The 24,378-nt window shown below is 40.8% G+C and carries 21 protein-coding genes and 2 pseudogenes; 18 read left to right on the top strand and 5 right to left on the bottom strand.

The features are described from left to right. Positions 1–5 precede the first annotated feature (5 nt). The 3 genes from BIV16_RS15595 to BIV16_RS15585 all read left to right on the top strand — a co-directional run bounded on the left by BIV16_RS15595 (position 6) and on the right by BIV16_RS15585 (position 4,497). Positions 6–893, top strand: a complete 888-nt coding sequence (locus BIV16_RS15595) for a DUF368 domain-containing protein (protein WP_075681171.1) — start codon at positions 6–8, stop codon at positions 891–893. A gap of 25 nt (positions 894–918) precedes the next feature. After that, the gene (locus tag BIV16_RS15590; protein ID WP_075681169.1) at positions 919–3,051 is read left to right on the top strand and encodes a YhgE/Pip domain-containing protein; all 2,133 of its coding nucleotides are present in this window, start codon (positions 919–921) and stop codon (positions 3,049–3,051) included. A gap of 87 nt (positions 3,052–3,138) precedes the next feature. After that, positions 3,139–4,497, top strand: a complete 1,359-nt coding sequence (locus tag BIV16_RS15585; protein WP_075681167.1) for an MATE family efflux transporter — start codon at positions 3,139–3,141, stop codon at positions 4,495–4,497. A 37-nt stretch (positions 4,498–4,534) separates the two neighbouring features. Here BIV16_RS15585 and BIV16_RS15580 read toward each other — a convergent pair whose 3' ends face one another. Further along, entirely contained in the window at positions 4,535–4,789 is a 255-nt protein-coding gene (locus tag BIV16_RS15580) for a hypothetical protein (protein WP_075681165.1), read from the bottom strand. Positions 4,790–4,937: 148 nt separating this feature from the next. Between BIV16_RS15580 and metE the strand changes: the two genes are divergently transcribed. The 7 genes from metE (at position 4,938) to BIV16_RS15545 (ending at position 10,832) form a co-directional block, all read left to right on the top strand. Continuing rightward, entirely contained in the window at positions 4,938–7,208 is a 2,271-nt protein-coding gene (metE, locus tag BIV16_RS15575; RefSeq protein ID WP_075681151.1) for a 5-methyltetrahydropteroyltriglutamate--homocysteine S-methyltransferase, read from the top strand. 4 nt (positions 7,209–7,212) lie between these two features. Continuing rightward, the gene (gene metF, locus BIV16_RS15570; RefSeq protein ID WP_075681481.1) at positions 7,213–8,094 is read left to right on the top strand and encodes a methylenetetrahydrofolate reductase [NAD(P)H]; all 882 of its coding nucleotides are present in this window, start codon (positions 7,213–7,215) and stop codon (positions 8,092–8,094) included. Between the two features lie 44 nt (positions 8,095–8,138). Continuing rightward, positions 8,139–8,735: a TetR/AcrR family transcriptional regulator gene (locus BIV16_RS15565; protein ID WP_242940399.1), complete on the top strand. Its 597-nt coding sequence runs from the start codon at positions 8,139–8,141 to the stop codon at positions 8,733–8,735. A gap of 98 nt (positions 8,736–8,833) precedes the next feature. Next, positions 8,834–9,634 (top strand): class I SAM-dependent methyltransferase, encoded by an 801-nt coding sequence (locus BIV16_RS15560; protein ID WP_143524767.1) that lies wholly within the window; start codon positions 8,834–8,836, stop codon positions 9,632–9,634. Between the two features lie 99 nt (positions 9,635–9,733). Then, on the top strand, positions 9,734–10,003 hold the full coding sequence (locus BIV16_RS15555; RefSeq protein WP_075681147.1) for a nucleotidyltransferase family protein: 270 nt from the start codon (positions 9,734–9,736) through the stop codon (positions 10,001–10,003). Further along, the gene (locus tag BIV16_RS15550; RefSeq protein WP_075681145.1) at positions 9,987–10,388 is read left to right on the top strand and encodes an HI0074 family nucleotidyltransferase substrate-binding subunit; all 402 of its coding nucleotides are present in this window, start codon (positions 9,987–9,989) and stop codon (positions 10,386–10,388) included. The genes BIV16_RS15555 and BIV16_RS15550 overlap by 17 nt, the downstream gene beginning before the upstream one ends. Positions 10,389–10,448: 60 nt before the next feature. Next, complete coding sequence (locus BIV16_RS15545) at positions 10,449–10,832, top strand: C-GCAxxG-C-C family protein (protein ID WP_075681142.1); 384 nt, start codon at positions 10,449–10,451, stop codon at positions 10,830–10,832. 271 nt (positions 10,833–11,103) lie between these two features. On the opposite strand, the pseudogene BIV16_RS15540 reads toward BIV16_RS15545, so the two are convergent. Beyond that, a pseudogene (locus BIV16_RS15540) lies at positions 11,104–12,481 on the bottom strand (transposase). Positions 12,482–12,746: 265 nt separating this feature from the next. Between BIV16_RS15540 and BIV16_RS15535 the strand changes: the two are divergent. From BIV16_RS15535 to BIV16_RS15515, 5 genes and pseudogenes are all read left to right on the top strand, one after another. After that, a pseudogene (locus BIV16_RS15535) lies at positions 12,747–13,145 on the top strand (cache domain-containing protein); the annotation flags it as partial. Then, positions 13,128–14,339: a methyl-accepting chemotaxis protein gene (locus tag BIV16_RS15530; RefSeq protein WP_330546513.1), complete on the top strand. Its 1,212-nt coding sequence runs from the start codon at positions 13,128–13,130 to the stop codon at positions 14,337–14,339. The pseudogene BIV16_RS15535 and the gene BIV16_RS15530, both read left to right, overlap by 18 nt. Positions 14,340–14,473: 134 nt before the next feature. Further along, complete coding sequence (locus tag BIV16_RS15525; RefSeq protein ID WP_075681136.1) at positions 14,474–14,911, top strand: MarR family winged helix-turn-helix transcriptional regulator; 438 nt, start codon at positions 14,474–14,476, stop codon at positions 14,909–14,911. 225 nt (positions 14,912–15,136) lie between these two features. Then, a complete protein-coding gene (locus tag BIV16_RS15520) occupies positions 15,137–17,095 on the top strand; it encodes an AAA family ATPase (protein ID WP_242940398.1) in 1,959 nt (652 codons plus the stop codon). Next, positions 17,092–17,295, top strand: coding sequence for a hypothetical protein (locus tag BIV16_RS15515; RefSeq protein ID WP_075681134.1), 204 nt, complete (start codon positions 17,092–17,094; stop codon positions 17,293–17,295). Before BIV16_RS15520 ends, BIV16_RS15515 begins: the two co-directional genes overlap by 4 nt. A 193-nt stretch (positions 17,296–17,488) precedes the next feature. Here the strand turns inward: BIV16_RS15515 and BIV16_RS15510 are convergent, their stop codons facing one another. Continuing rightward, positions 17,489–18,829 carry a threonine/serine ThrE exporter family protein gene (locus BIV16_RS15510; RefSeq protein ID WP_075681132.1) on the bottom strand — a complete coding sequence of 447 codons (1,341 nt, stop codon included), beginning with the start codon at positions 18,827–18,829 and terminating at the stop codon, positions 17,489–17,491. Between the two features lie 25 nt (positions 18,830–18,854). Next, entirely contained in the window at positions 18,855–19,652 is a 798-nt protein-coding gene (locus BIV16_RS15505) for a DUF4866 domain-containing protein (protein ID WP_075681475.1), read from the bottom strand. A 164-nt stretch (positions 19,653–19,816) separates the two neighbouring features. Between BIV16_RS15505 and BIV16_RS15500 the strand changes: the two genes are divergently transcribed. Together BIV16_RS15500 and BIV16_RS15495 are read left to right on the top strand one after the other, a co-directional pair. Then, positions 19,817–20,722 carry a LysR family transcriptional regulator gene (locus tag BIV16_RS15500; protein ID WP_075681130.1) on the top strand — a complete coding sequence of 302 codons (906 nt, stop codon included), beginning with the start codon at positions 19,817–19,819 and terminating at the stop codon, positions 20,720–20,722. Beyond that, positions 20,719–21,633, top strand: a complete 915-nt coding sequence (locus BIV16_RS15495) for a LysR family transcriptional regulator (protein ID WP_075681128.1) — start codon at positions 20,719–20,721, stop codon at positions 21,631–21,633. Before BIV16_RS15500 ends, BIV16_RS15495 begins: the two co-directional genes overlap by 4 nt. 184 nt (positions 21,634–21,817) lie before the next feature. Here BIV16_RS15495 and BIV16_RS15490 read toward each other — a convergent pair whose 3' ends face one another. Then, positions 21,818–22,561 carry a hypothetical protein gene (locus BIV16_RS15490; protein WP_330546512.1) on the bottom strand — a complete coding sequence of 248 codons (744 nt, stop codon included), beginning with the start codon at positions 22,559–22,561 and terminating at the stop codon, positions 21,818–21,820. A gap of 337 nt (positions 22,562–22,898) precedes the next feature. Between BIV16_RS15490 and BIV16_RS15485 the strand changes: the two genes are divergently transcribed. Next, positions 22,899–24,173: an IS110 family transposase gene (locus tag BIV16_RS15485; protein ID WP_075680211.1), complete on the top strand. Its 1,275-nt coding sequence runs from the start codon at positions 22,899–22,901 to the stop codon at positions 24,171–24,173. Positions 24,174–24,378: the final 205 nt, after the last annotated feature.

Below are 24,378 nucleotides of genomic sequence, written 5' to 3'. Positions count from 1 at the left end.
TTTTTATGTTAAAAGAAGGAGTTGGAGGATTCTGTATGGCGTTAGCTGACAGTGTCCCTGGCGTATCAGGAGGCACAATCGCCTTTATTTTAGGATTTTACGATAAGTTTATAGGTTCGATTCATGACCTGGTTTTTGGAAAAAGAAGGGATAAAAAAACAGCTTTTTCTTTTTTGGCAAAATTAGGTGCAGGCTGGATAATCGGGATGGTGCTGGCAATTCTTGCGCTGTCTGCATTATTTGAAAATCATATTTATGGTATCAGTTCTTTGTTCATCGGCTTTATCGCAGGTTCGATTCCGCTGATTGTGAAGGAGGAAAAAGACAGCTTTCGTGAAATTAGAAAGGGAATCTGGTTTTGCCTGTTAGGCGTGGTACTTGTGGTAGGAATTACATGGATGAATGGAAAGTTTGGAGGCGGAATGATGGATGTTAGCCAGTTTTCCATCCGATTAGGAATTAAATTGTTTCTGATTGGCATGATCGCAATCTCAGCGATGTTTCTTCCGGGCATTTCCGGTTCTACACTGCTTCTTATTTTTGGTGCATATATTCCGGTGATTTCAGCAATCCGTGGCTTCTTAGGACTTGATTTTTCTTATGTTCCGGGTCTTATGTTCTTTGGATTTGGTGTTTTGGCAGGAGCCGCTATCGTGGTAAAGGGAATCAAAGTCTGCCTGGAAAAATTCAGACCACAGACAGTTTATCTGATTTTGGGAATGATGCTTGGATCCTTTTATGCGATTGTGCAGGGACCGATGACTTTAGACGTATCAAAGCCGGCAATGAACTTAGGCAATTTCCAGATTACGACCAGCCTGATAGGTTTATTACTCGTATTAGGAATGCAGATTGCAAAAGAGAGAAGCAAAGCACAAGTTAGTAAAATGTAAGGGGAACGAGAGGGAGGATAACAGATTGGTAAGAAATGAATTAAACTTTTTAAGAAAAAATAAATTACTTGTAGTTGTAATGGCAGTAATCTTATTGATTCCGGCGATATATGCGGGCATGTTTTTAAGTTCGATGTGGGATCCGTATGGAGATATCAGTAAGCTTCCGGTGGCAGTTGTAAATCAGGATGTGTCCGTAGACTATCAGGGCAAAACGCTCTCCGTGGGCGATAGCCTTGAGACATCGCTAGAAAACAGTGATGCAATGGATTTTCATGTTACAGATGAGGTGACAGCAGAAAATGGACTAAAGAATGGAACCTATTACATGGTGATTACCATTCCAGAAGATTTTTCTGAAAATGCATCTACCATGATGGATGCCAATCCAAAGAAAATGAAATTACAATATGCAACAAATCCGGGATACAATTATATCTCCAGCAAATTAAGTGAAAGTGCGATAAAAGAAATCAAGGCAAATATTATGGCTGAGGTTACGGAAACCTACACAAAAGCAGTGTTTGCGAGCATTGCCGAAATGGGCGACGGTTTTTCGAATGCGGCAGATGGTACAGGGGAGCTGCTATCCGGCATGAATACCTTAAACGATGGTGCAGCGTCGCTTACCGATAATTTAGGTGTGTTGGCATCTTCGAGCACCGCTTTGCAGGAGGGAAGTGCGGTACTTGAAAACGGTGTAGAGGCATATCTGGATGGCGTTGCAAAGGTGGACGGTGGATTGCATACACTTTCCGGTGGCGTGGATGCGCTTGCAGATGGCACGAACCAACTTTTATCTGGCAGTCAGACACTGTTAACCGGTGTCAATACCATGAAAAACCAGATTGACAATAGTTTAACAAACGAGAAGGTCGCCCAGATAAAAACAGCATCGTCCTCTCTGCTTGCGATGAATGACAGCATCCAGAAGCTGAATGCTGCAGTCAATGGGGACGGAACAGAGGCAAATAAAGGAATGGGCGCCGCCGGTTCTGCGGAACAGATGGCTGCTTTGCATGCAATGGTACAACAGCTTGCGGCGGCATCGAGTCAGCTACTGCCAGCATCCTCAAATGCAATGGATTCCCTGCTTTCTGGTATGCAAAATGTACAAAAAGGGCTCGGACAGACCATGCAGGCAGATGGTCAGGCTGGAATCATAGAGGGCGTTTCTCAGCTGAATGCAGGAATCGAAAGTTTAAATGCAGGAATTGCAGGTGAAAGTGGCTTGCAAAGCGGGGTACAGGAATTAAAGGATGGAAGCGCACAGCTTGTGGAAAAGGGAAATGAACTAAAGACAGGTGCGGGGCAGTTAAGCGACGGTACCGCACAGCTTTCCGATGGTGCGGATGCGCTTGCAAAAGGTTCCGCAGATTTGCAGGATGGCATTACATCGCTGATGGATGGCACAATGACACTGGATACGGCATTGAAAGACGGAGCAGACCAGGTGGCAGGAAATGCAGTGACGGATACGAATATCGATATGTTTGTCACACCACTTACGGCAGAGGAGACGCAGATTACATCAGTAGAAAACAATGGTCATGCGATGGCGGCTTATATGATGTCAGTAGGACTTTGGGTTGGATGCCTGGCATTTTGCCTGATGTATCCGCTGGTAGAGTATCATGAGAAGTTAAACAATGGTCTTGCATGGTTTGCAAGCAAGGCGGTTATTGTGTATCCGACAGCAATTATCATGGGAATCGTGCTGTATTTTATTTTGCATCTTGCAAATGGATTTCAGCCGGTTCAGACGGGAAAGACCATACTGGTTTCCGTTATTGCCGCAATCTGCTTCATGTCAATCATGTACTTTTTCAATGCCATGTTGGGAAAAGTGGGAAGTTTTTTCATGCTGGTATTCATGGTGCTTCAGTTAGCGGGTTCCGCAGGAACGTATCCGATTGAAATTTCGGGAAGTTTCGCAGCATCGATTCATAAGTATGTTCCGTTCACATATACCGTAACGGCATTTCGAAGTGCCATTTCCGGTGGAACCGGTATTGGAAGTGAATTAGGAGTACTGATAGTGTTAACCGTGATTTTTACACTGCTTACGGCTGTCCTGTTCTGGTATCGTGCCAATAGAATAAAAGCAGGGAAGACGATTCTGTATACATGGATTGAAGAACACACGATGGGAGCCTGAAAAACAATACAAAATAAATAATTTACATATAGAACAACGGTTGCTATACTAGAAATCAAGTAAGAGAGAAAAGGATTCTAGATAAAGATGAAGAGAGTTGATTTTGAACATGGAACCGTAGTCGGAAATATTTTAGGAGCCGCACTTCCAATGCTGGTTGCCCAGATATTAAACCTGTTATACAACATTGTGGACCGTATCTATATCGCACGTATCCCGGACGAGGGAACAGCCGCACTCGGTGCGGTGGGACTTTGTTTTCCGCTGATTGTTATTATTACGGCATTTGCGAACCTGTTTGGAGGTGGCGGTGCACCGCTTTTTTCCATATACAGGGGCAGTAAAAAAGAACAGCAGGCGGTACATATCATGAACACGTCATTTTCCATGGTCTGCCTTAGCGCAGTCATTTTAATGGGAATTGGCATGCTGTTTACGCGCCCGCTTCTGGTACTGTTTGGAGCCTCGTCGGATGCGCTCGTGTATGCATATCCATATATGATGATATATTTAGTCGGCACGCTGCCTTCTATGGTTGCGGTTGGAATGAATCCGTTTATCAATGCGCAGGGCTATTCTCTGGTTGGAATGCTTTCGGTGGCGATTGGCGCAACGGCGAACTTGCTGCTTGACCCATTGTTTATTTTTGCATTTGGATTCGGCGTGGAAGGTGCGGCGATGGCAACGGTGCTTTCGCAATGTCTGTCGGCGGCATTTGTTTTCTTTTTTCTGACAAAGAAGGCAGAACTTAAGGTGCGTTTTCTTCGGAAAAATGAAATTACGGAGAGCATCACCTATGCAAAAAATATTATCAGCCTTGGAACCGCAGGTTTTATCATGCAGTTGACGAACAGTCTTGTGACAATTTGCTGCAACAATGTGCTGTCTGTCACAGGCGGTGATATTTACATTTCTGTGATGACGATTGTATCGAGTGTCAGACAGTTGGTGGAAACGCCGATTTATGCGATGAATGAGGGAACGTCTCCGATTTTAAGTTATAATTACGGTGCGCACCGTCCAGCCCGTGTACGTAAATCGGCGCTTGTGATGGGTATTATGATTCTGGGTTACACGGCAATTATGTGGAGTCTTATTATTTTAATCCCGGAGGCGCTGATTTCGGTATTCAGTTCGGATGCCGCCCTGATATCAGATTCGGTTCCGGCATTGAAGCAATATTTTGCCGCTTTTATTTTCATGGATTTCCAGTATATCGGGCAGACCATCTTTAAGTCCTTAAATAAGAAGAAACAGGCGATTTTCTTTTCCCTGCTTCGAAAGGTACTTATTGTCGTGCCGCTGACGTATCTGATGCCGTATGCCTTACATATGGGAACGGACGGCGTTTTCCTGGCGGAACCGGTATCGAATGTAATCGGCGGAAGCCTTTGTTTTATCACAATGCTTTGTACGGTGTTGCCGGAACTAAAGCGGATGTGTTAAAATAAGCATATCAAATTTGTAAACGAAAGAGGAGTGGCTATGTCACAAAGCCAGCGACGAAGGGTAAGATTTTGATTGAGTTAGAAGATTTAAAACATCCTGTTGTCACCACTCCTGAGTATGCACCATCTGCAACGACTGTAATGGATTCATCCTGAACTCCGGTGCGGGCAAAACTATCCTTTAAAAATTGACTGTCACTGTAGTTGTTCTGCTCGTACTGATAGTCAGTAATGACAGAACCATTTTTGCCGACGGTTTCTACGAGGTTAGCTGCATAGCCCTGATACATACAAACAGGCTTGCCATAGCTTAAAACTATGGCAAGCCTATATTTTTATGTATTATACAAATCTGCCAGGAAAAATTATACTGAAAAAAAGTTATCTGTTATGCAACAGATTCTATTGCGAAAAATACAGTATGATTTGGAGGAAGTTATGCAGACATCAGTAATCGGGTTTCCTAGAATCGGAACTTTACGGGAATTAAAGTTCGCTTCTGAGAAATATTTTAAGAAAGAAATCAAGGCAGAGGAAATTTTGCAGACAGGAAAGGATTTGCGGAAAATACATTGGAACACGCAGAAGGAAGCAGGGATTGATTTTATCTCCTGTAACGATTTTTCCTACTACGATATGATGCTAGACACTGCGGTATTGTTTGGAATCGTTCCGAAACGTTACAGAGAGTTAAATCTATCGGATTTAGACACATATTATGCAATGGCGCGTGGTTATCAGGGAGCAAGTGGTGATGTGAAAGCACTTGCCATGAAAAAGTGGTTCAATACCAACTACCATTATATTGTTCCGGAGATAGAGGACGAGACACAGATTAGGCTTTCAGGGAATAAACCATTTGAAGAATACAACGAGGCAAAGGCACTTGGAATCGAGACAAAGCCGGTTGTGATTGGGGCGTACACCCTGCTAAAACTGTGCCGTTACACTGGAGAAAAAACGATAAATGACTACACAGATGCGGTGATTACGGCATATCAGGACTTGCTAAAAAAATGCGAAGAAAACAAAATTGCATGGATTCAGTTTGATGAACCGGCTCTCGTCCAGGATATGAGCGTAGAAGATATCGCATTGTTCCATAAAATTTATGATGCGGTTCTTTCCGTGAAAAAAGAAAGCCACATTTTATTACAGACCTATTTTGGAGATGTCAGGGATATCTATGCAGATTTAATCAAAATGCCATTTGATGGAATCGGACTTGATTTTATCGAGGGAAAAGAGACGGATTTTCTAGTGGAGACTTACGGGTTCCCGACGGATAAATGGCTGTTTGCCGGCTTGATGAATGGAAAAAATATCTGGAAAAACCACTATGAAAAGACGTTGCAGGTGTTAGGAAAGCTGCAGGAAAAAGGAATCAAAAGTGTATTGTCTACCTCATGCTCCCTATTGCATGTTCCATACACGACAAAACATGAAACAAAACTATCCGCAAAGTATCTGTCCTATTTTGCATTTGCGGAGGAAAAACTTGGCGAACTTGCGGAACTGAAAGAACTTGCCGAAAGCGCAAATTATCAGTTAGAGACAACTTACCAGAAAAACAAAAAATTATTCGCAGAAGGAAGAGATTGCTTCAGCGAGCAGGTGCATAAAAGACTTTCTCTTGTGACCAAAAAGGATTACACTCGCGAACCAAAACGCAGTGAGCGCCAGAAACTGCAGAAAAAAGAGCTTGGACTGCCGGAATTCCCGACGACCACCATCGGTTCTTTTCCACAGACCAAAGATGTCAAGGCAAATCGTTCTGCATATCGCCAGGGCAAAATATCGGAGGAAGAATACAAAGCGTTTAACAAAAAGAAAATCGCCGAATGTGTCAGATGGCAGGAAGAAATTGGATTGGATGTGTTAGTTCACGGGGAATACGAAAGAAATGACATGGTAGAGTATTTTGGAGAAGCGTTAGGAGGTTTTCTTTTTACAGAAAAAGCGTGGGTACAGTCTTACGGTACAAGATGCGTAAAACCACCGATTATCTGGGGTGATGTTTACCGCGAAAAGCCGATTACAGTCGAGTGGTCCGTCTATGCACAGTCCCTTACGAAAAAAATCATGAAGGGAATGTTGACAGGTCCCGTTACCATCTTAAACTGGTCTTTCCCAAGAGAGGACATTTCCATCAAAGAATCCATTTCACAGATTGCCCTTGCAATCCGGGATGAAGTGTTAGATTTAGAGAAAAATGGAATCAAAATCATACAGATTGATGAAGCTGCACTAAGAGAGAAACTGCCGCTTCGAAAATCAGACTGGCAGAAAGAATATTTAGATTTTGCAATTCCGGCATTTCGCCTGACGCACAGTGGTGTCAAAGCCGGAACACAGATTCACACACATATGTGTTACAGCGAGTTTACCGATATTATTCCGGCAATTGACGATATGGATGCTGACGTTATCACATTTGAGGCATCACGTTCCGACTTCCAGATTCTCGATGCCTTAAAGGAACATCATTTTGAGACAGAAGTAGGACCAGGTGTTTATGATATCCATTCACCGCGTGTGCCATCGGTAGCGGAGATTGTCGCTGCGCTTCGCGTCATGCTGACGAAAATTGACAAAGAAAAATTGTGGGTCAATCCAGATTGTGGGTTAAAGACAAGAGACATTCCAGAGACAGAGGAAAGCCTTAAAAATCTTGTGGCAGCTGCAAGAGTAATCAGAAGTGAAGGATAAGGGAATGAAGATTTCAGAAAAATACAAGGAAAAACAAGGGGAAGGACGTTTACCGAAAAAAAGTCTGTCCTTTGAGATATTTCCACCAAAAAAGGACAGTGAATTAAAGAATATTGACGAGACATTAGCGGTTTTGTGTGAACTAGAACCGGATTATATCAGTGTGACGTTCGGTGCGGGAGGCAGTGCAAACTGCAACCGCACCATAGAACTTGCGAAAAAGATTAAGTATGAATATCATGTAGAACCGGTTGTTCATCTAACCTGTCTGCATTACGATAAAAAAGAAATCGACGAGTTTGCCAAAATTTTAACAGATGTTGGTCTGCAAAATATACTTGCACTTCGCGGAGACCGAAATCCGAATATTCCAGAAAAAGGGGATTTCAGGCACGCCTCCGATTTGATTTCCTACATGAAAGAAAAAGGGGATTTTTGCTTTTTAGGGGCATGTTATCCAGAGTGTCATCCAGAATCCGATGACAGAGTCAGTGAAATCAAGCATTTAAAAGCCAAGGTAGATGCAGGGGCAGAGGTGTTGCTGTCGCAGTTATTTTTTGACAACAAAGTATTTTTCCGTTTTCAGGAGGATTGTAGAATCGCAGATATTGGCACGCCAATTATTCCGGGCATTATGCCGGTTATCAATGCCGCCCAGATTAAGAGAATGATTACGATGTGCGGGGCAACTTTTCCGACGCGCTTCCAGAAAATTATCAGTAAATATGAAGAGAACAAAGAGGCATTATTTGACGCAGGAATGTCCTATGCCCTAAGTCAGATTATCGACCTGCTTGCTAGTGATATTGATGGAATTCATTTGTATACCATGAACAACCCGCTTGTTGCGAGAAGGATATGTGAGGGTATCCGCAATATTATATAAAAATCTTGACAAACAAGTTAGCTTAGACTAACATAACAAGTGTTATGATGAAGAACAAAGAAGAAACCATGCAAAAGATAAAGCAGGCAGCCTTGGACGAATTCTATGACAAGGGCTACGCAAAGGCAAGCCTTCGGACAATCTGTAATCGTGCAGGTGTCACGACAGGAGCCATGTATTTTTCCTTTGAGAATAAGGAAGCCTTATTACGGGCAATTCTTGAGCCGTTGATAGAAAACTATGAGAAGATGTTAGCAGAATACATGAAAATCGAGATGGAGAACCAACAGGAGTCTGCCAAATTAGATGTACTTCTCATGCAGTTTATCTTAAAGCATCGAAAAGAAACCATTATCATCATGGAGAAGGCGCAGGGAAGCTGCTATGAAGGGTATCGCCGAAAAATTGAGAAAATGATGGAACAGTCATTTTTTGCCTATTATCAAAGCAGGTTAAAGGTGTCACCGGATGAGGGTTTGATGAAACTATTAGCAAGACAGAGATTAGATAGTTGCCTGGAAATCATAAAAGAGGATTATGACATGCAATACAGTTTGTACTTAGTTGAGCAGACAGGAATTTATGCCGAAGGCGGAACAGACAGATTGATACAGAGTTTAGAAAAGCTTCACAGTAATTAGCTGTGGAGTTTTTTTATAACATAACAAATGATAACAAGTGTTATGTCGCAGGCAGAGGAAAGATTTTCGCGCTGTGGCAGAAAGGTATGGTGAATGATATGAAAGAAAAAGTAAATGTAACAGGTGTACCGGAAACTATGATTCAGACCTTGTATGCAAGGGCAATGGAAACATGCAAAAAGAATCCGAAAATTAAGGATGAAATAGCCGTTGAAATTGTGTCAAAACTGGATTACGATTTTTCCAATGCAAAAAAGGATAAGACAATGAGCAACGGAGTAATTGCCCGGACAATCGTGTTAGATGAGATGGTAGAGCAGTATTTAAGCGCGCATCCGAATGCAGTGGTTGTAAATATTGCGTGTGGGATGGATACCAGATGTTACCGCATGAAAGGAAAATATCTGCGCTGGTACAACATTGACCTCCCTGAGACGATTCAGATAAGAAAAAGATTTCTTACCGAAAACGGACCGGTTTATCAGATTGCAAAATCAGTGATGGACACATCTTATACAAATGAAATAGAGTACTACAAAGAGGATGTTCTAGTGGTGATGGAAGGCTTATCCATGTATTTAAACGAAGCTGATGTTAGACAGATGTTTTCGATTATTGAAAAAACGTTTCAAAGTGCCACCGTGTTAATAGAGACCATGTCACCTTTTGTGGTACAGCATGCAAAAGAGAAATCAATCGAGGGAAGCAATGCCAAGTTCACCTGGGTTGTGAAAAATGGAAAAGAACTCCAACAGCTTCTCCCTGCTTTTTCGTGCAAAAAAGAAGTCAGTCTGGTAGAGGGCATGAAAAAACTCTTGCCGGTTTATCATGTGATTGGTGCGATTCCTACGGTCAAAAACATTTCAAATAAAATTATTGTTATGGAGCGCCATGCTTAAAAAGTTATAGATTGTAAAGTAAAGTTGTTCATGTTAATATGAGTTTGATAGAATCATGCTATAATATAAGAAAAAGAAGCAATAAGGACGGAAATTCTTGTGAAAGCAGAAGATGTAATAAAAGAAGTTGCAAAGTTGTGTCGAAGTTATCATGCAAAAGAAATTATTTTATATGGCTCAAGGGCGAAGGGGACTGCAAGAGAAAGAAGCGATATAGATATAGCAGTATCGGGAGCAGATTATTTTGATGAACTTTTGGAGCAGATTGAGGAGATTCCTACACTTTACAGTGTGGATTTACTAAATATGGATACCTGTAAAAATAAACTGTTATTGGAGGATATCAAACAATATGGACGAAAAATTTGATAGACGATTTCAATCTTTTTGCAATTCGTTAGATGCATTAGCAGAAGCAAAACAGAGAGACTTTTCAGATTCTTTTGTACTTAGCGGAACGAGTGCAAAATTTAGTATAACATTTGATTTATCATGGAAAGTCATGAAAGATATATTGGTGCAATACTATGCAATAACTGGATTTGTTGCAGGCTCTCCAAGGGAAGTGCTAAGAGAATCATATAAGGCAAATTTAATTTCAGACGATGCCTGGATGGAGATGCTTAAAGTAAGAAATAATCTTGCACACGATTATGATTGTGAGATTGTAAAGGCTCATTGCAATGTCATTGTAGAGAAATATATTGATTTGTTTTATGAGTTTAAAGAAGTAGTAAAGCGTCTGTTGAGCTGATATGACAGGCTGGAAAGCTTACCAATAAAGATAAATATAGGAAGAGAAGGAAAGAGAAATATGGAATCAAAAGTGAATGAAGCAGCACAAAGAAAAATGTGTGGTTATAATTGTGCACAGGCGGTGGCATGCACGTATTGCAAGCTGGCAGATATGGATGAAGAAACAGCAAAAAATCTTGCACAAGGCTTTGCAGTTGGCATGGGTGGCAGCATGGAAGCTACATGCGGAGCATTAATTGGAGCCGTAATGGCGTTAGGCATAATTAAAAATAATCCGCAGGAAACGATGCAGGGTGCAAGAAGAATTATCAGTAAATTTAAAGAACAAAATGGAACTGTTGTCTGTAAGGAGCTAAAAGGCGTTACAGATGGGGTGGTAAAGAGAGAATGTATTGATTGTGTAAAGGAAGCAGCAGCTTTGTTGGAAGCAGAGCTTGAATAAGGGTTAAAAATATAAAATGGAGTATAATCCTTATAGGTAATTGCGAAACAAGTTCGCAATCTTGATTGAAAACAAGGATAGAATCCTGCAATGCAGGATTCTTGGAATGGAAGGTGGCAGTCATTCATTTAGGGCATGACAAAAAGGCTTCATAGTTAGTATGAAGCAGAAAAATTTATAAAATCTCAATTTTAAGCAATCAAAGGCTTAAGACTTCGGATGTATTGATGTTGATGAATTTTATCAGCAACGATTACTGTAACAAGTTGAGCTATGCCAGCCAAAAGTAAATCGGCATGAAGCGTTTTTTCGTTCTGGGTTTTACGATTAGCTACGCAAAAGCTGTCTTTAAAGTGGTTAATAGATTTTTCAACGTTTACACGGATTTTATATGTTTCTTCCCATTCGTCTGACCCCCGTTCCACTCCGGGATAGGCACGAAGATTCTTTTCGGGATAAACGTAAATCATTCTTCCACAGGAAGATGTTGTGCAGGGATTATCACAATGGCATACACGGCGTTTTGTTTTATCTGCTTTATTGTATTCCCATTTCATTTTCGGGCAGACAAATTTCATCGTGGGAATTTTGCTTTTTAAGTGTGATTTACTACCTTCTCTTTTCATAGGAAGCGAAGGATCATGAGGACAACAGGGAACACCATTTTCGTTGATGGTATAACCGTTATCTTCCATAGAAAGTTTAACGCGGAGAGGAATAAATGCTTTTTCAAATCCAATTTCACCGAAAAGAGATTTGTAGATTTCAATCGTGTCAAAAGCAGCATCACCAAGAAAAGTCTTAGGGGCGATAAGCGGATGCTTCTGAAAGAAATCAACCAGGACAGGAAGCAGGGCTTTTGAATCGGCAAGAGATTTATCCTCATCAGGAGAGTCAGATTTCTTTTCCACAACGATATCCGGATGAGCCTTTAGGAACTCTTTGTTATAGAAAGTGATATCACGGACAATACCAAGTCCGTTGGTTACAATGCCAAACTTATAGGCGTAACAGAAATGTCCATTAATGTACATCTGCTGGATTGCCTGATTGGAAGCAGCATGCGTAGGCATGGAACCATAAGCAGCCTTATAAGGATCATAGGAATCATCAAGGTTATGGGATTTCTTGAAAGCCTTTAACTGCTTGATAATACGGTTTGCGTATTTTGGATTATTTTCAGTCACCCAGGCTTCAATGCCAGAGGTATCGAAGATGGTCATAGCCGCCAGATGAGGATCAAGTTTTTGGCATATCGGTTCGGTCATATCAACCATGTGAACGAACATAGATTGTAAGTCCATCAGGAAATCCTGTTTAAAACGGGTAAATTTTGAGGCATCAGGAACAACATCAAAGCCACAGAAATCACGTAATTCCTGAGAGTATTTCAAGAAAACGATTAGGAGCATATCAGTCGGGATTGAGAATATACGCTGAATCAGAAAAGCTTTAAGCATTGGATAAAGCTGGTGCTTACGAGGTCTTCCGGTTGAAGCATGAAAATGAGTAACAAAAGAAACAGGAACAATTTCATCAAGGTTAATGGCTTCATCAAGAAGAGAAAGGAACTGGTATTTGTCGTTGTCGAATTTATTTTGGCAATCTTCAAAAACTTCTGCCAAAGAGAGCTGTTTATGTGTTATCATGTAGGTATATCTCCTTTAGGTGGATTGGTTGATAGTTTCTCACAACTCTATTTTACCATAAACCTTGAGGAGATATTTTATTTTAACAACAAAAAAAGCCGTATTTATGCGGCTTTTGGCGTTTCGCAAGCGCCTAGTGCTTGATAAGATGGTGGGAGTTGCCAATCTTGATACAGACAATATTCAGGGTGTGTTTATTGCGGATCTTGACAGTAACGCATCTATTACATCCGGTGGCACAATTTCCTGAGACGATTACGATGTCAAAACCCGTGCATGGTATGAGTGTACAAGCACAGGAGAAACTATGCTGACCAAGACTTATGTGTCTGCAAGTACAGGAAAGACAATTCTTAGTGCAGCAACACCGGTTTTTGATAAGAGTGGTAATGTTGTTGGTGTAGCAGGAATTGACGTTGTAATTGAAACAATTATGAATTTCATGCAGGACTATACAATCGGAGCAAATGGATATGCAATGTTACTTGCAGATGATGGAACATTTGTATATCACCCAAATTCTGATTTGATTGACAAGTCACTTCAGGATATTAATATTTCAAGCAGAGTAGGTCAGGCAGTTACGGACAAGGCAACAAAGCTTATAACATATTCGGTAGACGGTTCACGTAAGCATGGATATATTATGCCAATCGGAGAAACAGGATTTATCGTATTAAGCTGTATTCCGGCCGGACAGTATTATTCCTCTTTGATATTGGCGATTATCATGCTCCTTGTGGTAATGGCAATTGGTGTGGTATTTATTCTGTTCCTGATAGGCAGATTAACTGGTAAAATTGTAAAGCCATTGGAAGAGTTAAATGGTGCTGCAATAGAGCTTGCAAATGGCAATTTTGATGTTAATATTGATGTTCATTCAGAGGATGAAGTTGGTGAACTTGGAAATTCTATTGATAAGACTGTAACCAGATTAAAAGAATACATTGATTATATTGATTATATTGATGAGATTTCAGAAGTACTTGCCAATATGGCGGATGGAAAATTGGCAATTCATCTAAAATATGCTTATGTAGGTGAATTCCAGAAAGTAAAAGATGCACTGAATCATATTTCAGAGTCTATGACAGACGTTATGACTAATATCGTGGAAGGCGCAAACCAGGTATCCGTAGGTAGTGATGACCTTGCAAAGGCAGCCCAGAGTATGGCGGAGAATACACAGACACAGGCAGCAGCAATTGAGGAACTTCTTGCAACAGCAACAACAGTTGCAGAGCAGGTAAAAGAGAATCGTGATAATTCTGAAAAATCTGCATCCTATACCAATGAAGTTGCAGATGTCATGGAAGACAGCAAGAAACAGATGGCACAGATGCGTGAAGCAATGGATAAGATTCAAGAATCTTCACAGCAGGTTGTTGGAGTCATTAAGGCAATTGAAGATATCGCAACCCAGACCAATCTTTTGTCACTGAATGCATCAATTGAAGCAGCTCGTGCAGGTGAAGCAGGAAAAGGCTTTGCGGTAGTTGCAGGTGAGATTGGTGGCCTTGCAAACGAAAGTGCAAATGCAGTAAATACCACACGTGAGCTGATTAATGTATCACTTGGCGAGATTGAAAAAGGAAACGCAATTGTAAACGATGTCATTACCTCTTTGGATGAAGCGGTAGAACGTGTTCGTGTTGCAAACGGAATGATTCAGGATACAGCACAGATGGCAGATACACAGATGGAAAGTATCGATCAGATTCGTGATGGAATTGATGATATGGCACAGGTGGTTCAGGATAACTCAGCTATGGCAGAAGAAACTTCCGCAACCAGTGAAGAGTTAGCAGCACAGTCTGTCACATTGAATGAACTTGTACAGAGATTTGAATTAGAATAGGACAGAAAAACAAAACGAAAAACTCCTATTGACAAGGGTACGATTTCAAACTATTATTTATGGTACGAAATCGTACCTATTTTATTTTGAAAAAATTTATTTGTAAAGCCATTGTATACGAAAGGAAAACATATATGAGCAGAGAAAAAATAGACTGCATTTACGAAACTGTCAAAAAAATAAATCATGCATACGAGGTCTGGGCGACAGCACATGATCTTACCCTGTATGAATTACAAATTTATTATGAGATGGTGAAAAATGACAGTGAAGCAATGACTCAAAAGGATTTATGTCAGAAACTGGATGCACCCAAAACATCCATTAACAGTATTATCAAAAAGCAATTAAATACTGGTTATATTAAGATGCAGACAAATCCACAGAATAAGCGTGAAAAAATAATCTCTCTCACTACAAGTGGACAAGTCTTTGCACAGGCATTGATTCAACCACTTTTTCAGTATGAAGAAGAGGCAGCAACTATGCTGGATGAAAAAGAGATGGCAGCAGCTATCACAATACAGAACCAGTTTGCAGATACATTATTGCAAAAAGTAGAGAAAAAATAGGAGCAAGAAGAGACAACCCTCCAAAAGGAATATTTGACAAAACACACGAAATCTCTTGAAAAAAGCATATAATTGGATATAAAATCTTAGCATGGCGAATCTTTTCCCGGCGGTACTTAAAAATGCAGATGCGTACATATTTACAATGGTTATGATTGGTTATATAATAGATATAACCAATCATAACCATTTTTGCGAGAACCAATAATCCTGAAAGGAGTTATCATGAGCAATCCAAAGAGACGCATTGAGGAAATAGAGGAGAGACTGGAGCAACTGCCGAAGGGAACGCTTACTTATAAGACAATTAATGGAAAGAAGCAACCTTATGTACAGCGTACGATAGAGGGAAAGTCTGTCAGTTCCTATGTCAAGATGTCAGAACGAGAGCAGATTTTACTAGAATTTGAGGAACGGGGTAAATTATCAGAAGAAAAGAAGAGCCTGGTTGCATACATGGAGGGGTTGTCTCATATTTTAAAAGAAAATCCATATCTTGACTCTCCTGATTTAGGAATTGGCTTTCAGAACTTTGCAGATTTTGCAAGTAAGAAAAAATTTTATGTGGATAAAACTCATTTTATTTCGGAGTGGGCTCGCACCAGTGCGAAAGTTTCCCTTATAACCAGACCGCGCCGCTTTGGAAAGACGCTGTTACTCAGTACAGTGCGTGCGTTTTTTGCTCCTGAGTATGCCAAACATCCGGAGTATTTTGAGAAACTCAAGGTTTGGAAAGACACATTCTGCAGGGAGCAGTTTGGTACGATTCCAACGATTTCAGTGAGTTTTGGAAGCTGCAAAGGAAGAGATTATGCGCACAGTATACGTGGAATGATGAGCAGTTTAGAATCGATGTATCGTATGCATGAATATCTTCTTGGAAGTGAAAAGTTAGATGATTATGATAAGGCGGAATTTTTAGAAATCAAAGAGGCACTATTTCATGGAGAAGAAGGTGTTGTCGAAAACAGTATTCATAAATTGTGTAGTCTGGTGTATCAGCATTATGGCAGAAAGCCAATTATTCTATTGGATGAATATGATACCCCATTGTTAGAAGCATATGCCGGTGGATATTGGGATGAGATGATAGAGACCTGCAGGGGGTTATTTCACAGTACATTTAAAGAAAATGAGATGTTTTACCGGGCTATCATAACGGGTGTGACGAAGGTCTCTAAGAATTCGCTTTTTTCAGACCTCAACAACATCGAAACTTACACGGTGACAGATGACGAATACAGTGACTGTTTTGGGTTCACAGAGCAGGAAGTGATGGATGCCCTGAAATGTCAGAATATGGACCGGTTTCAGGAGGTCAAGGCGATGTATGATGGTTTTATTTTCGGAAAACACAAAGACATTTACAATCCGTGGTCTATTTGTAATTTCCTGGACAGGGGTCAGTTAATTTCATATTGGATTAATACGAGCAGCAATAAAATGATTGGAGATATCATCCGCAGGCATCCAGTGCGAAGCAAGCATGAGATAGAACAGCTCATGGCTGGAAATGTTGTGCATAAAAAGATAAATGAGAATCTTACATTTCAGTATATGGACGGGGACGAAAACAGTCTGTGGTCTTTGTTGCTTTCCATTGGCTATATAAAAGCTGATCATGTAGTGAAATATCAGGAGTATACAGAATGTGACCTGTCTGTCACAAATCTCGAAGTTATGAGCATGTTCCGAAATGAGATTTTAGGAATGTTTGAGAATGGGCAATTGTACTACAATGAATTTATAAAGGCTTTGCTGAAACATGATACGGATGAAATGGAGGATGTTCTTCTTGACATCACATATTCTTCCATGAGTTATTTTGATACAGGAGCTTCTTCAAGAAGAGCACCGGAAAATTTTTTCCATGGACTTGTATTGGGGCTGATTGTTTCTTTGAAAGACCAATATCGCATTGTCTCAAACCGGGAAAGTGGACGTGGCAGATACGATATTGCACTTTATCCGCTGCAACCGGACGGGGATGCTTTTATCATGGAATTTAAAGTATTCGATGGAAGGAAAGAAAAGAGTCTTGAGGAAACCGCGGCAAATGCACTCCGTCAGATAGAAGAGAGACAATACGAGGCAGATTTGATTGCTGTCGGTATCCGAAAAGAGCGTATTTGTAAACTGGGATTTGCGTTTGAGGGGAAAGAGGTTTTAGTTGCCATGGAATGAATTCTTTACAGAAGATTACAAAAGCTGCGGAGCTGTTTACTGTTGTACCATTCGAGGAGGCAGACGCAAAGGAACTGTGTGACTGGAAATATCAGGGTGAATACGCGGTATATAATTATCCAGGCTGGGAGGAGTGCTTAGATAAGGGGATTGGTTTTACAGACGAAAATATCCGAAAAAGGAATTTTATAAGGTTTTAAAGAGCGGAACCTACTTTGGTTATTTTAGATTAGAGGACTTGGAAGATGCGATAGAACTTAGTGTTGAAATACGCCCGGAACTTTGCGGAAACCATAGTGGAGAATTGTAAAAAAATATTACGAAGACCGCTTTTTGACGCCTGGAGAAATGTATGTGATGGAGGCAATGAGCAGGTAGGAACAGCACACCTTTTTACGTGCAATACCGGAAGGTTTTATCTGTAAGGATTCTTGCAAAAATCAGTCCTAACGGCAAAGCTAAGATAATAAGCAGCGCAGAAGTCAGCCAGGAGGCAGCTACGGTAAGATTCATAATACCAAGGTTATAAAAGCCCTTATACAAGTAAAGTCCGGGAACCATGATAACAATGGATGGAACTGTAATGGAAATCCTTGGATATCCGGCGACACCTTTTAAGGTAGAGGCAAGAATTCCTGCAAAAAATGCTCCAAGGAAAGCTGCAACAGCGGGTGGCATGGAAAAAAGGTCAATACATTCCAAGCGAAGGGTGTTTGAAACAGCACCGATAATGCCGGCAGCCGTTGCAAGCCGCAGGGGGCTGTTAAACATAATCGAGAAGCCAAAGACCCCGCAAAAACTAGCCAGCAGGCGAAGCAGAATCCACTGCCATAATGCCAGATTTAAAGGCAGAAATGGAAGAGGTTTTAATCCGAGCAGCATTGCCAAAATCCAGGCAGTCATGGTGGCAACGGTTATGATAATAAGAGAATACATAAGTCGTTCTGTTCCAGACCGCATGTCTAATTTCGCAAGGTCAATTCCACTTGTGATAAAGGGAAAGCCTGGAATGATAAATAACATCGAACAGATGTAACCGGCCTCATGCTCTAAGTTTACGGAAAAGATGAGCTCTAACAGTTTCAAGAGGACGGTGTAGGTAAGGCAGGCTGCGGATACAGAAGTAATGATGCATAAAAACAGTGTAAAATGATGTTTGGAAAGTTTGCATCGGAGGTAATTTCCAATTCCGGCACCTGCAAAGGCACATAACATTTCAACAATTCCGCCGCCAAGAAGAAATGTAAAAGCGCCACAGGCCAACGCGGCAGCAATGGCAAGGGTAGATGGTGTGTACAAACCATGTATCTGTTCAATCTGGTCAAGACCGGAATGAATCTGTTCACAGCTTTGCGTGATTTCTTTTTCGGAAAAATCGGATACAAATGTTTCAAGCCGATGAAGCTGTGATGTATTTACACCCGTAGTTGTAAGGCATAAGGATTGACTAAAACTGTCATTGCCATCAAAGCAGGTATAATTGATGGACATCAGGCCGATATCAACCGTGCAGGTGATATTCATAAGTTCTGATAATTCATTCATGGAACTGCGGACACGCCATGCACCGGTGCCACAGGAAAGCATCATGATACCGACTCTTCCGACAACAGATGCCTTTGCGGACAGACTTGCATTTGTAATTGGAGTGGAATCCGTTTTGTCTGCATACTCATGCCAAAGGATATCCATGTGATTCTTTTTTAACGATGTCTGACAATTTGCGGCCTTCATAGTGGTGCCTCCATTTCAACAAAAATTATAAATCCAGGCTGTCAGCGCCTGCAGTCTTTAACATTTTTTCACGGCAGGAAAGAACAAGCCCATCTATCACGCTAAGATGCTGCAACATTTTTGCCTCAAACTGGTGAATCGGCAAAAGGACGCCAAGCTCATCAAAAGATTTCCCTGATTTAAGCCCGGTTTCCTGACCGTAATAGACAATGGCAGAAAACGCCTCTTTTTGTATTTCATGAAAAGTAGACCAGACAGTATCGTATGCCTGTGCTTCCGTCAGATTTAATTTTTTGGTATCAGGAAGAGCGTATAAAATCAGAATACCGCGCTCCTTATTTTCCGGTTTTTCGCAGGTGTTCATGCCGGAAGTGTAGTATCTTACAAGGTCATAGCCGTCCGCAAGATACAGTTTGGAACGTGGAGCAGCCGGATGCGCCTGATAAATTTCAGAAAATTTTTTATATTCATGTTTGGAAACAAGCTCTTTTTTATCTTCTAGCAGATTTCCATCTGCATCGGTAAGCAGGATAGGATTTTCTCCGCATTTTCCGTGGAAACGCTTTGGAATCAGGTAAGCTTCTTTTAAAAGATCGAACATACTGCGGTTGCAGATTTCAAGTAAAAGTGCGCTCACATCGCCGTTTTTGTAGGCGTTTAGTAGAACTTCCGCAAAATGATGCGGGTCGGAATCGGTATCCCTGTTGTCATCACATAAATGATCATAGAAAGTATCCATAAGTCTTTCGCAGAACTCATCAGAAGAAAGGATTCTTGAAAACATTTTTTCAACTTCTTCTTCTCTTGGTAATACAAGTGACATAAAAATCACCATGCCTTTCCTTAAATACTGAAAGGATAGAAAACAATCTCTTTTTCGCTATTGCTTTTTTCTATCTAACGTGATTATAATTTGAGTATAGAGATAAGTAAAAGATATTTTTGATATGATAACAATAAGGATTTGATATACCACGGAGAGATGGAATGGATATAAATTTTGAATATTACAAGATTTTTTATTATGTTGCGAAATATCAGAATTTAACAAAAGCAGCACATGCGTTAAACAGCAGCCAGCCGAATGTTACACGGGCGATGAACTGTCTGGAACAGGAGGTGAATTGTACGCTTTTTACCCGGACAAACAGAGGAGTCTGCCTGACGCCGGAAGGGGAGAGGCTGTATGCAAGGGTGTCTGTTGCGATGCGGCAGCTTCAACTGGCGGAGGAAGAGCTGTCTGAAAGTGTAGGGTTAGAACATGGCAGTATCTCGATTGGTGCCAGTGAGATTGCACTTAATATCTATTTATTGGACAGACTAAAAAAATTCCATACACAATATCCGGGAGTGGGACTAAAAATACACAATCATTCCACACCACAGGCAATTCGTGCAGTTCAAAATGGAGAAATTGATTTCGCTTTGACAACGACGCCAACAAATATCGAGGCGCCGTTAAAGGAAATTCGGTTAAAGGGCTTCCAGGAAATCTTAATTGGTGGAAGATCGTTCGAGGCACTGAAACATCAGGAAATGTCTCTTAAGGATATCAGGCAATACCCGTTTATCTGCCTTGGAAAGCAGACGACGACTTACTATTTTTACAATCAGTTATTTTTGGTGTGTGGGCTTGAAATCGTGCCGGACACGGAAGCGGCGACCACGGATCAGGTATTGCCGCTTGTGAAAAGTGAACTTGGATTAGCGTTTTTGCCGGAAGAAATGGCAAAAGAGGCACTTGAGAAACAAGAGGTGTGCCATATCCCGTTAAAAGAAAAAATACCAAAACGCTATGTTTGTATGGTGTATGATTCAAAACGATCGATGAGCGTGGCGGCACAAAGACTGAAAAAAATATTATTAGAAGAAAGCGAGAAAAATGAGGAATGACACTGCAACAGCTTAGATATGTCGTGACCGTGGCGGAGACAGGAACGATTACAGAGGCGGCAAATAAACTCTATATTTCGCAGCCAAGTCTCACAAATGCGATTCACGAGTTGGAAAAAGAGATGAATATTGTCATCTTTAACAGAACAAATAAGGGAATCAGTCTTTCAAAAGAGGGGGATGATTTCTTAGGATATGCAAGGCAGGTACTAGAGCAGGCTTCCATATTAGAAGAGCGCTACAAGGAAAACAGTGGTGGGAAAAAGCAGTTTTGCGTCTCGACACAGCACTACTCTTTTGCAGTGAATGCTTTTGTGGATTTGATTCAGGAATACGGACAGGAAGCGTATGATTTTAGCCTAAGGGAGACGCAGACATACGAAATTATAGAAGACGTTGCAAAAATGAGAAGTGAAATCGGAATCCTGTTTTTGAATGATTTTAATGAAAGCGTCATCCGTAAAATTTTAAAATCCCACGACTTGGCATTCCATCCGCTTTTTGTTGCAAAACCGCATGTTTTCATAAGCAGGAACCATCCACTTGCAAAGAAAAAAGTGGTTACAAACCAGGATTTGGAAGATTATCCATATCTTTCTTTTGAGCAGGGAGAACACAATTCTTTTTATTTTTCAGAGGAGATTTTTTCTGCGGCAGAGCGGAAGAAAAATATCCGTGTGAGAGACCGCGCCACCTTGTTCAACCTGTTGATTGGACTAAACGGTTACACCGTATGCAGTGGTGTGATTGATGAAAAATTAAATGGAAAAGATATTATTGCGGTTCCACTGGCGGACGAGGATGAAATGCGGATTGGCTATATTACGCATCGCAAAGGAATGATAAGCCGATTGGGTTTTACCTATCTTGATGCAATCAAAAAATATCTAGGCGAAACGGGTTATCCATAGTTTCAAACTATGGATAACCCGTTTTTTTATGTATTTTGCAAGGAGACATTTTCCACCTATAATCAAGAAAAAGAAAACACAAGATAAACGGAGAAAAAACAATGCAAAAATTACACATTCCTTTTCATTATGACTTCGTAGGAAGTTTTTTAAGACCACAGACATTTTCTTTATATAGGCAGTATTATGAAAGACCACAAGCTTTACATATTTCAGCGGTCCAGCGTTTGGCATCAAGCAATAATTCTTCGTGTTGCAAATTGTATTCATGAATGACCGGGCTTGCAAAGTGTTTGTGATAACGCTTCAAATATTTTGCGCCCATCTTTTTGGCATAGAAGACATGAATGGTGGTTCCATCTACCAAAATGTTGTCTCCGACCTTGGTATATAAGTCCGTGCAAAACTGATTTTTTACAGATCCCTTGGAGAGAAAAGAGAAATCACGGCTTCCATCCATGCCCATCATTTTCATAAACTTTTTCAGATACTCAGACTGGGCACTTTCTTTGCTCATCATTTTCTTCATCATCCGTCTGGCAAAAGGTCCGGGCTGATTGGTAATCATAGGATAAAAAAGTGGCATCATGATGGCGGTTTCTATTTTCGCCAGCCATTTTGGTGCCTGGTCCATATCGCTAGAGCCAAGAATGGCGTGTGTGATGTGGATGTTTTGCCGTTCGACCAGCAGTGACACCACAGAGCCTCCAAGTGAGCATCCATAAGCTGCAAAAAGTTTTCCACCTAATTGATTTTTAATGTAAGTTTCCACTTTTTTTACTTTGTCCAATTCAGACAAAAATGTACCAGATTCCGTTTCATCAAAGCCGCTGTAACTAACGACCAGAGTATAAAAATGTTGCTGTAAATCCTCTAGCACATGTCCAAAGTTTCCCTCCCAGTGACAACAGGTTCCCGGAAACAGCATAATGCTAGGTTTTTCTTTTTCTCCAAATTCATAGACTTTCATAATAATCTCCATTCCGCCGCCTTCGGCTGGCGGCACAAATAGTAATGAAAGTGTTCCAACTCTCTACACTGTGCTGTAAAATAGTTTGCAAGAAGCTACACTACAAAGCACGGGAGGAGGAGTTGTAATAACTTTCTTCGTTTTAGACAGCATAATAATCAGTGTAAGTTCTGCCTTTTCAAGCACAAATAAGTGGCATCATGAATCCGTACACTAAGAATTGTTTAAGCACCTTAGTTTAATTGTGTGGCAGTTCAGTCAATGGCTTCTTATCATTCACGAAAGGAGTCTGACTATGAAAGTTACTTATCAAACCTGTTGTGGTATCGATGTTCACAAATCTTTTCTCGTTGCCACAATTGTAAAAACCACTGGTGGCATTGAGCCTTCTTACCAAAAGAAGCGCTTTTCCACCTTTAACAATTCAATTCTTGAATTCAAGCAATGGCTTCTCGACAATGATTGCCATGATGTCTGTATGGAATCCACAGGTAAATACTGGGTTCCTGTCTTTAATCTTCTGGAAGATGAGATCAATGTTGTCATTGCCAATCCCAAGTGGGTAAAGGCTGTGAAAGGCAACAAAGATGATACCAAAGATTCTAAATGGATTGGGGATTTATTCCGTCTCGGACTTGTCAAAGGCAGCTATATCCCTTGTAAGATAGTCCGTATTCTCAGGGAATACACTCGCTATCGTTACAAGCTTGTTTCCTGCCGTTCAAGTGAAAAGAATCGATATCAGAATGCTCTTACTGTCTGTAATGTTGCATTAGATTCTGTTGTTTCCGATATCTTTGGGAAGTCATCCATGTCCATTATCGACTATCTGCTTGAACAATCGGGTACATCCATTAACCACGAAGAAATCGCATCTAAGCTTCTTCGGAGCCTCAAATCCAAAGAAGATGCTGTTATAGAATCCGTCGAAGGATATCAGATGACTGATGCCCAAAAATACCGTGTGCGCCTCGTCCGCACACATATGGATTATATCACAGCAGAAATCAACGATGTTGATAAAATGATAGAAAATATGATTTCTTCTAATCCTGATTTTGAAAATGCTGTCCAGTTCCTCTGTACCATTCCGGGTGTCAAACGTGATAGTGCAATCACTATCATCTCCGAAATCGGTACTGATATGTCTCAGTTCTCAAGTTCCAAACGTTTATGTTGCTGGGCTGGTCTTACACCAGGCAGCAATGAATCTGCTGGTAAGAAGAAATCTGTTCGGATTACACGTGCCGGTGTCTACCTCAAACCTGCATTAGTACAGTGTGCTCATGCAGCCGTAAAATCTGACAAATCTCCTTACTACAAAAAGAAATATGAATCACTTGTTAAACGTCGTGGCAAGAAAAGAGCCATTATCGCTATTGCCCGTATGATTCTTACTGCCATCTACCAGATGCTGTCTACTGGTGAGCAGTGGAATCCGAGCGATCTTTACAAAATCGATATGCCTGTAGCTCTTGTTGAAAAACAAAAGGCAAAAGCTATCAAGCAAGCCAAGAAACTATTGCAACGGGAGGGAATACTTCCTCCTGATGAACCATTAGCTTCTTAATCTAATTCACTATATCTATAACACTCTAAAAAGTTGCCTGATTTAGACAGCTTAGTAAAGTGCGCCCATTTATGGCTGTCCTCTACTTTCTTTCACACTAAGATTCTCCCTGTAAAAATTAAGTTATATCTGATAAAAAGGTATAGGACATCAGATGCCAGATAGCAAGTTTGAAGCACCAGACATCAAGTAATACATGGTAAGT

Origin of the sequence: Roseburia sp. 831b, assembly GCF_001940165.2 — a bacterium.
In the GTDB taxonomy this organism is placed as follows: Bacteria; Bacillota; Clostridia; order Lachnospirales; family Lachnospiraceae; genus Roseburia.
Note: the sequence above shows the minus strand (reverse complement) of the source record. Positions and strands in the feature narration are given on the sequence as shown.

Coding starts and splice junctions, on each gene's coding strand:
- BIV16_RS15560 (WP_143524767.1), top strand. CDS start 8,834: ATGAAAGAAAAAGTAAATGTAACAGGTGTACCGGAAACTATGATTCAG.
- BIV16_RS15520 (WP_242940398.1), top strand. CDS start 15,137: ATGAGCAATCCAAAGAGACGCATTGAGGAAATAGAGGAGAGACTGGAG.
- BIV16_RS15530 (WP_330546513.1), top strand. CDS start 13,128: ATGCCAATCGGAGAAACAGGATTTATCGTATTAAGCTGTATTCCGGCC.
- BIV16_RS15510 (WP_075681132.1), bottom strand. CDS start 18,829: ATGAAGGCCGCAAATTGTCAGACATCGTTAAAAAAGAATCACATGGAT.
- metE (WP_075681151.1), top strand. CDS start 4,938: ATGCAGACATCAGTAATCGGGTTTCCTAGAATCGGAACTTTACGGGAA.
- BIV16_RS15550 (WP_075681145.1), top strand. CDS start 9,987: ATGGACGAAAAATTTGATAGACGATTTCAATCTTTTTGCAATTCGTTA.
- metF (WP_075681481.1), top strand. CDS start 7,213: ATGAAGATTTCAGAAAAATACAAGGAAAAACAAGGGGAAGGACGTTTA.
- BIV16_RS15500 (WP_075681130.1), top strand. CDS start 19,817: ATGGATATAAATTTTGAATATTACAAGATTTTTTATTATGTTGCGAAA.
- BIV16_RS15585 (WP_075681167.1), top strand. CDS start 3,139: ATGAAGAGAGTTGATTTTGAACATGGAACCGTAGTCGGAAATATTTTA.
- BIV16_RS15495 (WP_075681128.1), top strand. CDS start 20,719: ATGACACTGCAACAGCTTAGATATGTCGTGACCGTGGCGGAGACAGGA.
- BIV16_RS15485 (WP_075680211.1), top strand. CDS start 22,899: ATGAAAGTTACTTATCAAACCTGTTGTGGTATCGATGTTCACAAATCT.
- BIV16_RS15565 (WP_242940399.1), top strand. CDS start 8,139: ATGATGAAGAACAAAGAAGAAACCATGCAAAAGATAAAGCAGGCAGCC.
- BIV16_RS15505 (WP_075681475.1), bottom strand. CDS start 19,652: ATGTCACTTGTATTACCAAGAGAAGAAGAAGTTGAAAAAATGTTTTCA.
- BIV16_RS15525 (WP_075681136.1), top strand. CDS start 14,474: ATGAGCAGAGAAAAAATAGACTGCATTTACGAAACTGTCAAAAAAATA.
- BIV16_RS15545 (WP_075681142.1), top strand. CDS start 10,449: ATGGAATCAAAAGTGAATGAAGCAGCACAAAGAAAAATGTGTGGTTAT.
- BIV16_RS15580 (WP_075681165.1), bottom strand. CDS start 4,789: ATGTATCAGGGCTATGCAGCTAACCTCGTAGAAACCGTCGGCAAAAAT.
- BIV16_RS15490 (WP_330546512.1), bottom strand. CDS start 22,561: ATGCTGTTTCCGGGAACCTGTTGTCACTGGGAGGGAAACTTTGGACAT.
- BIV16_RS15515 (WP_075681134.1), top strand. CDS start 17,092: ATGAATTCTTTACAGAAGATTACAAAAGCTGCGGAGCTGTTTACTGTT.
- BIV16_RS15595 (WP_075681171.1), top strand. CDS start 6: ATGTTAAAAGAAGGAGTTGGAGGATTCTGTATGGCGTTAGCTGACAGT.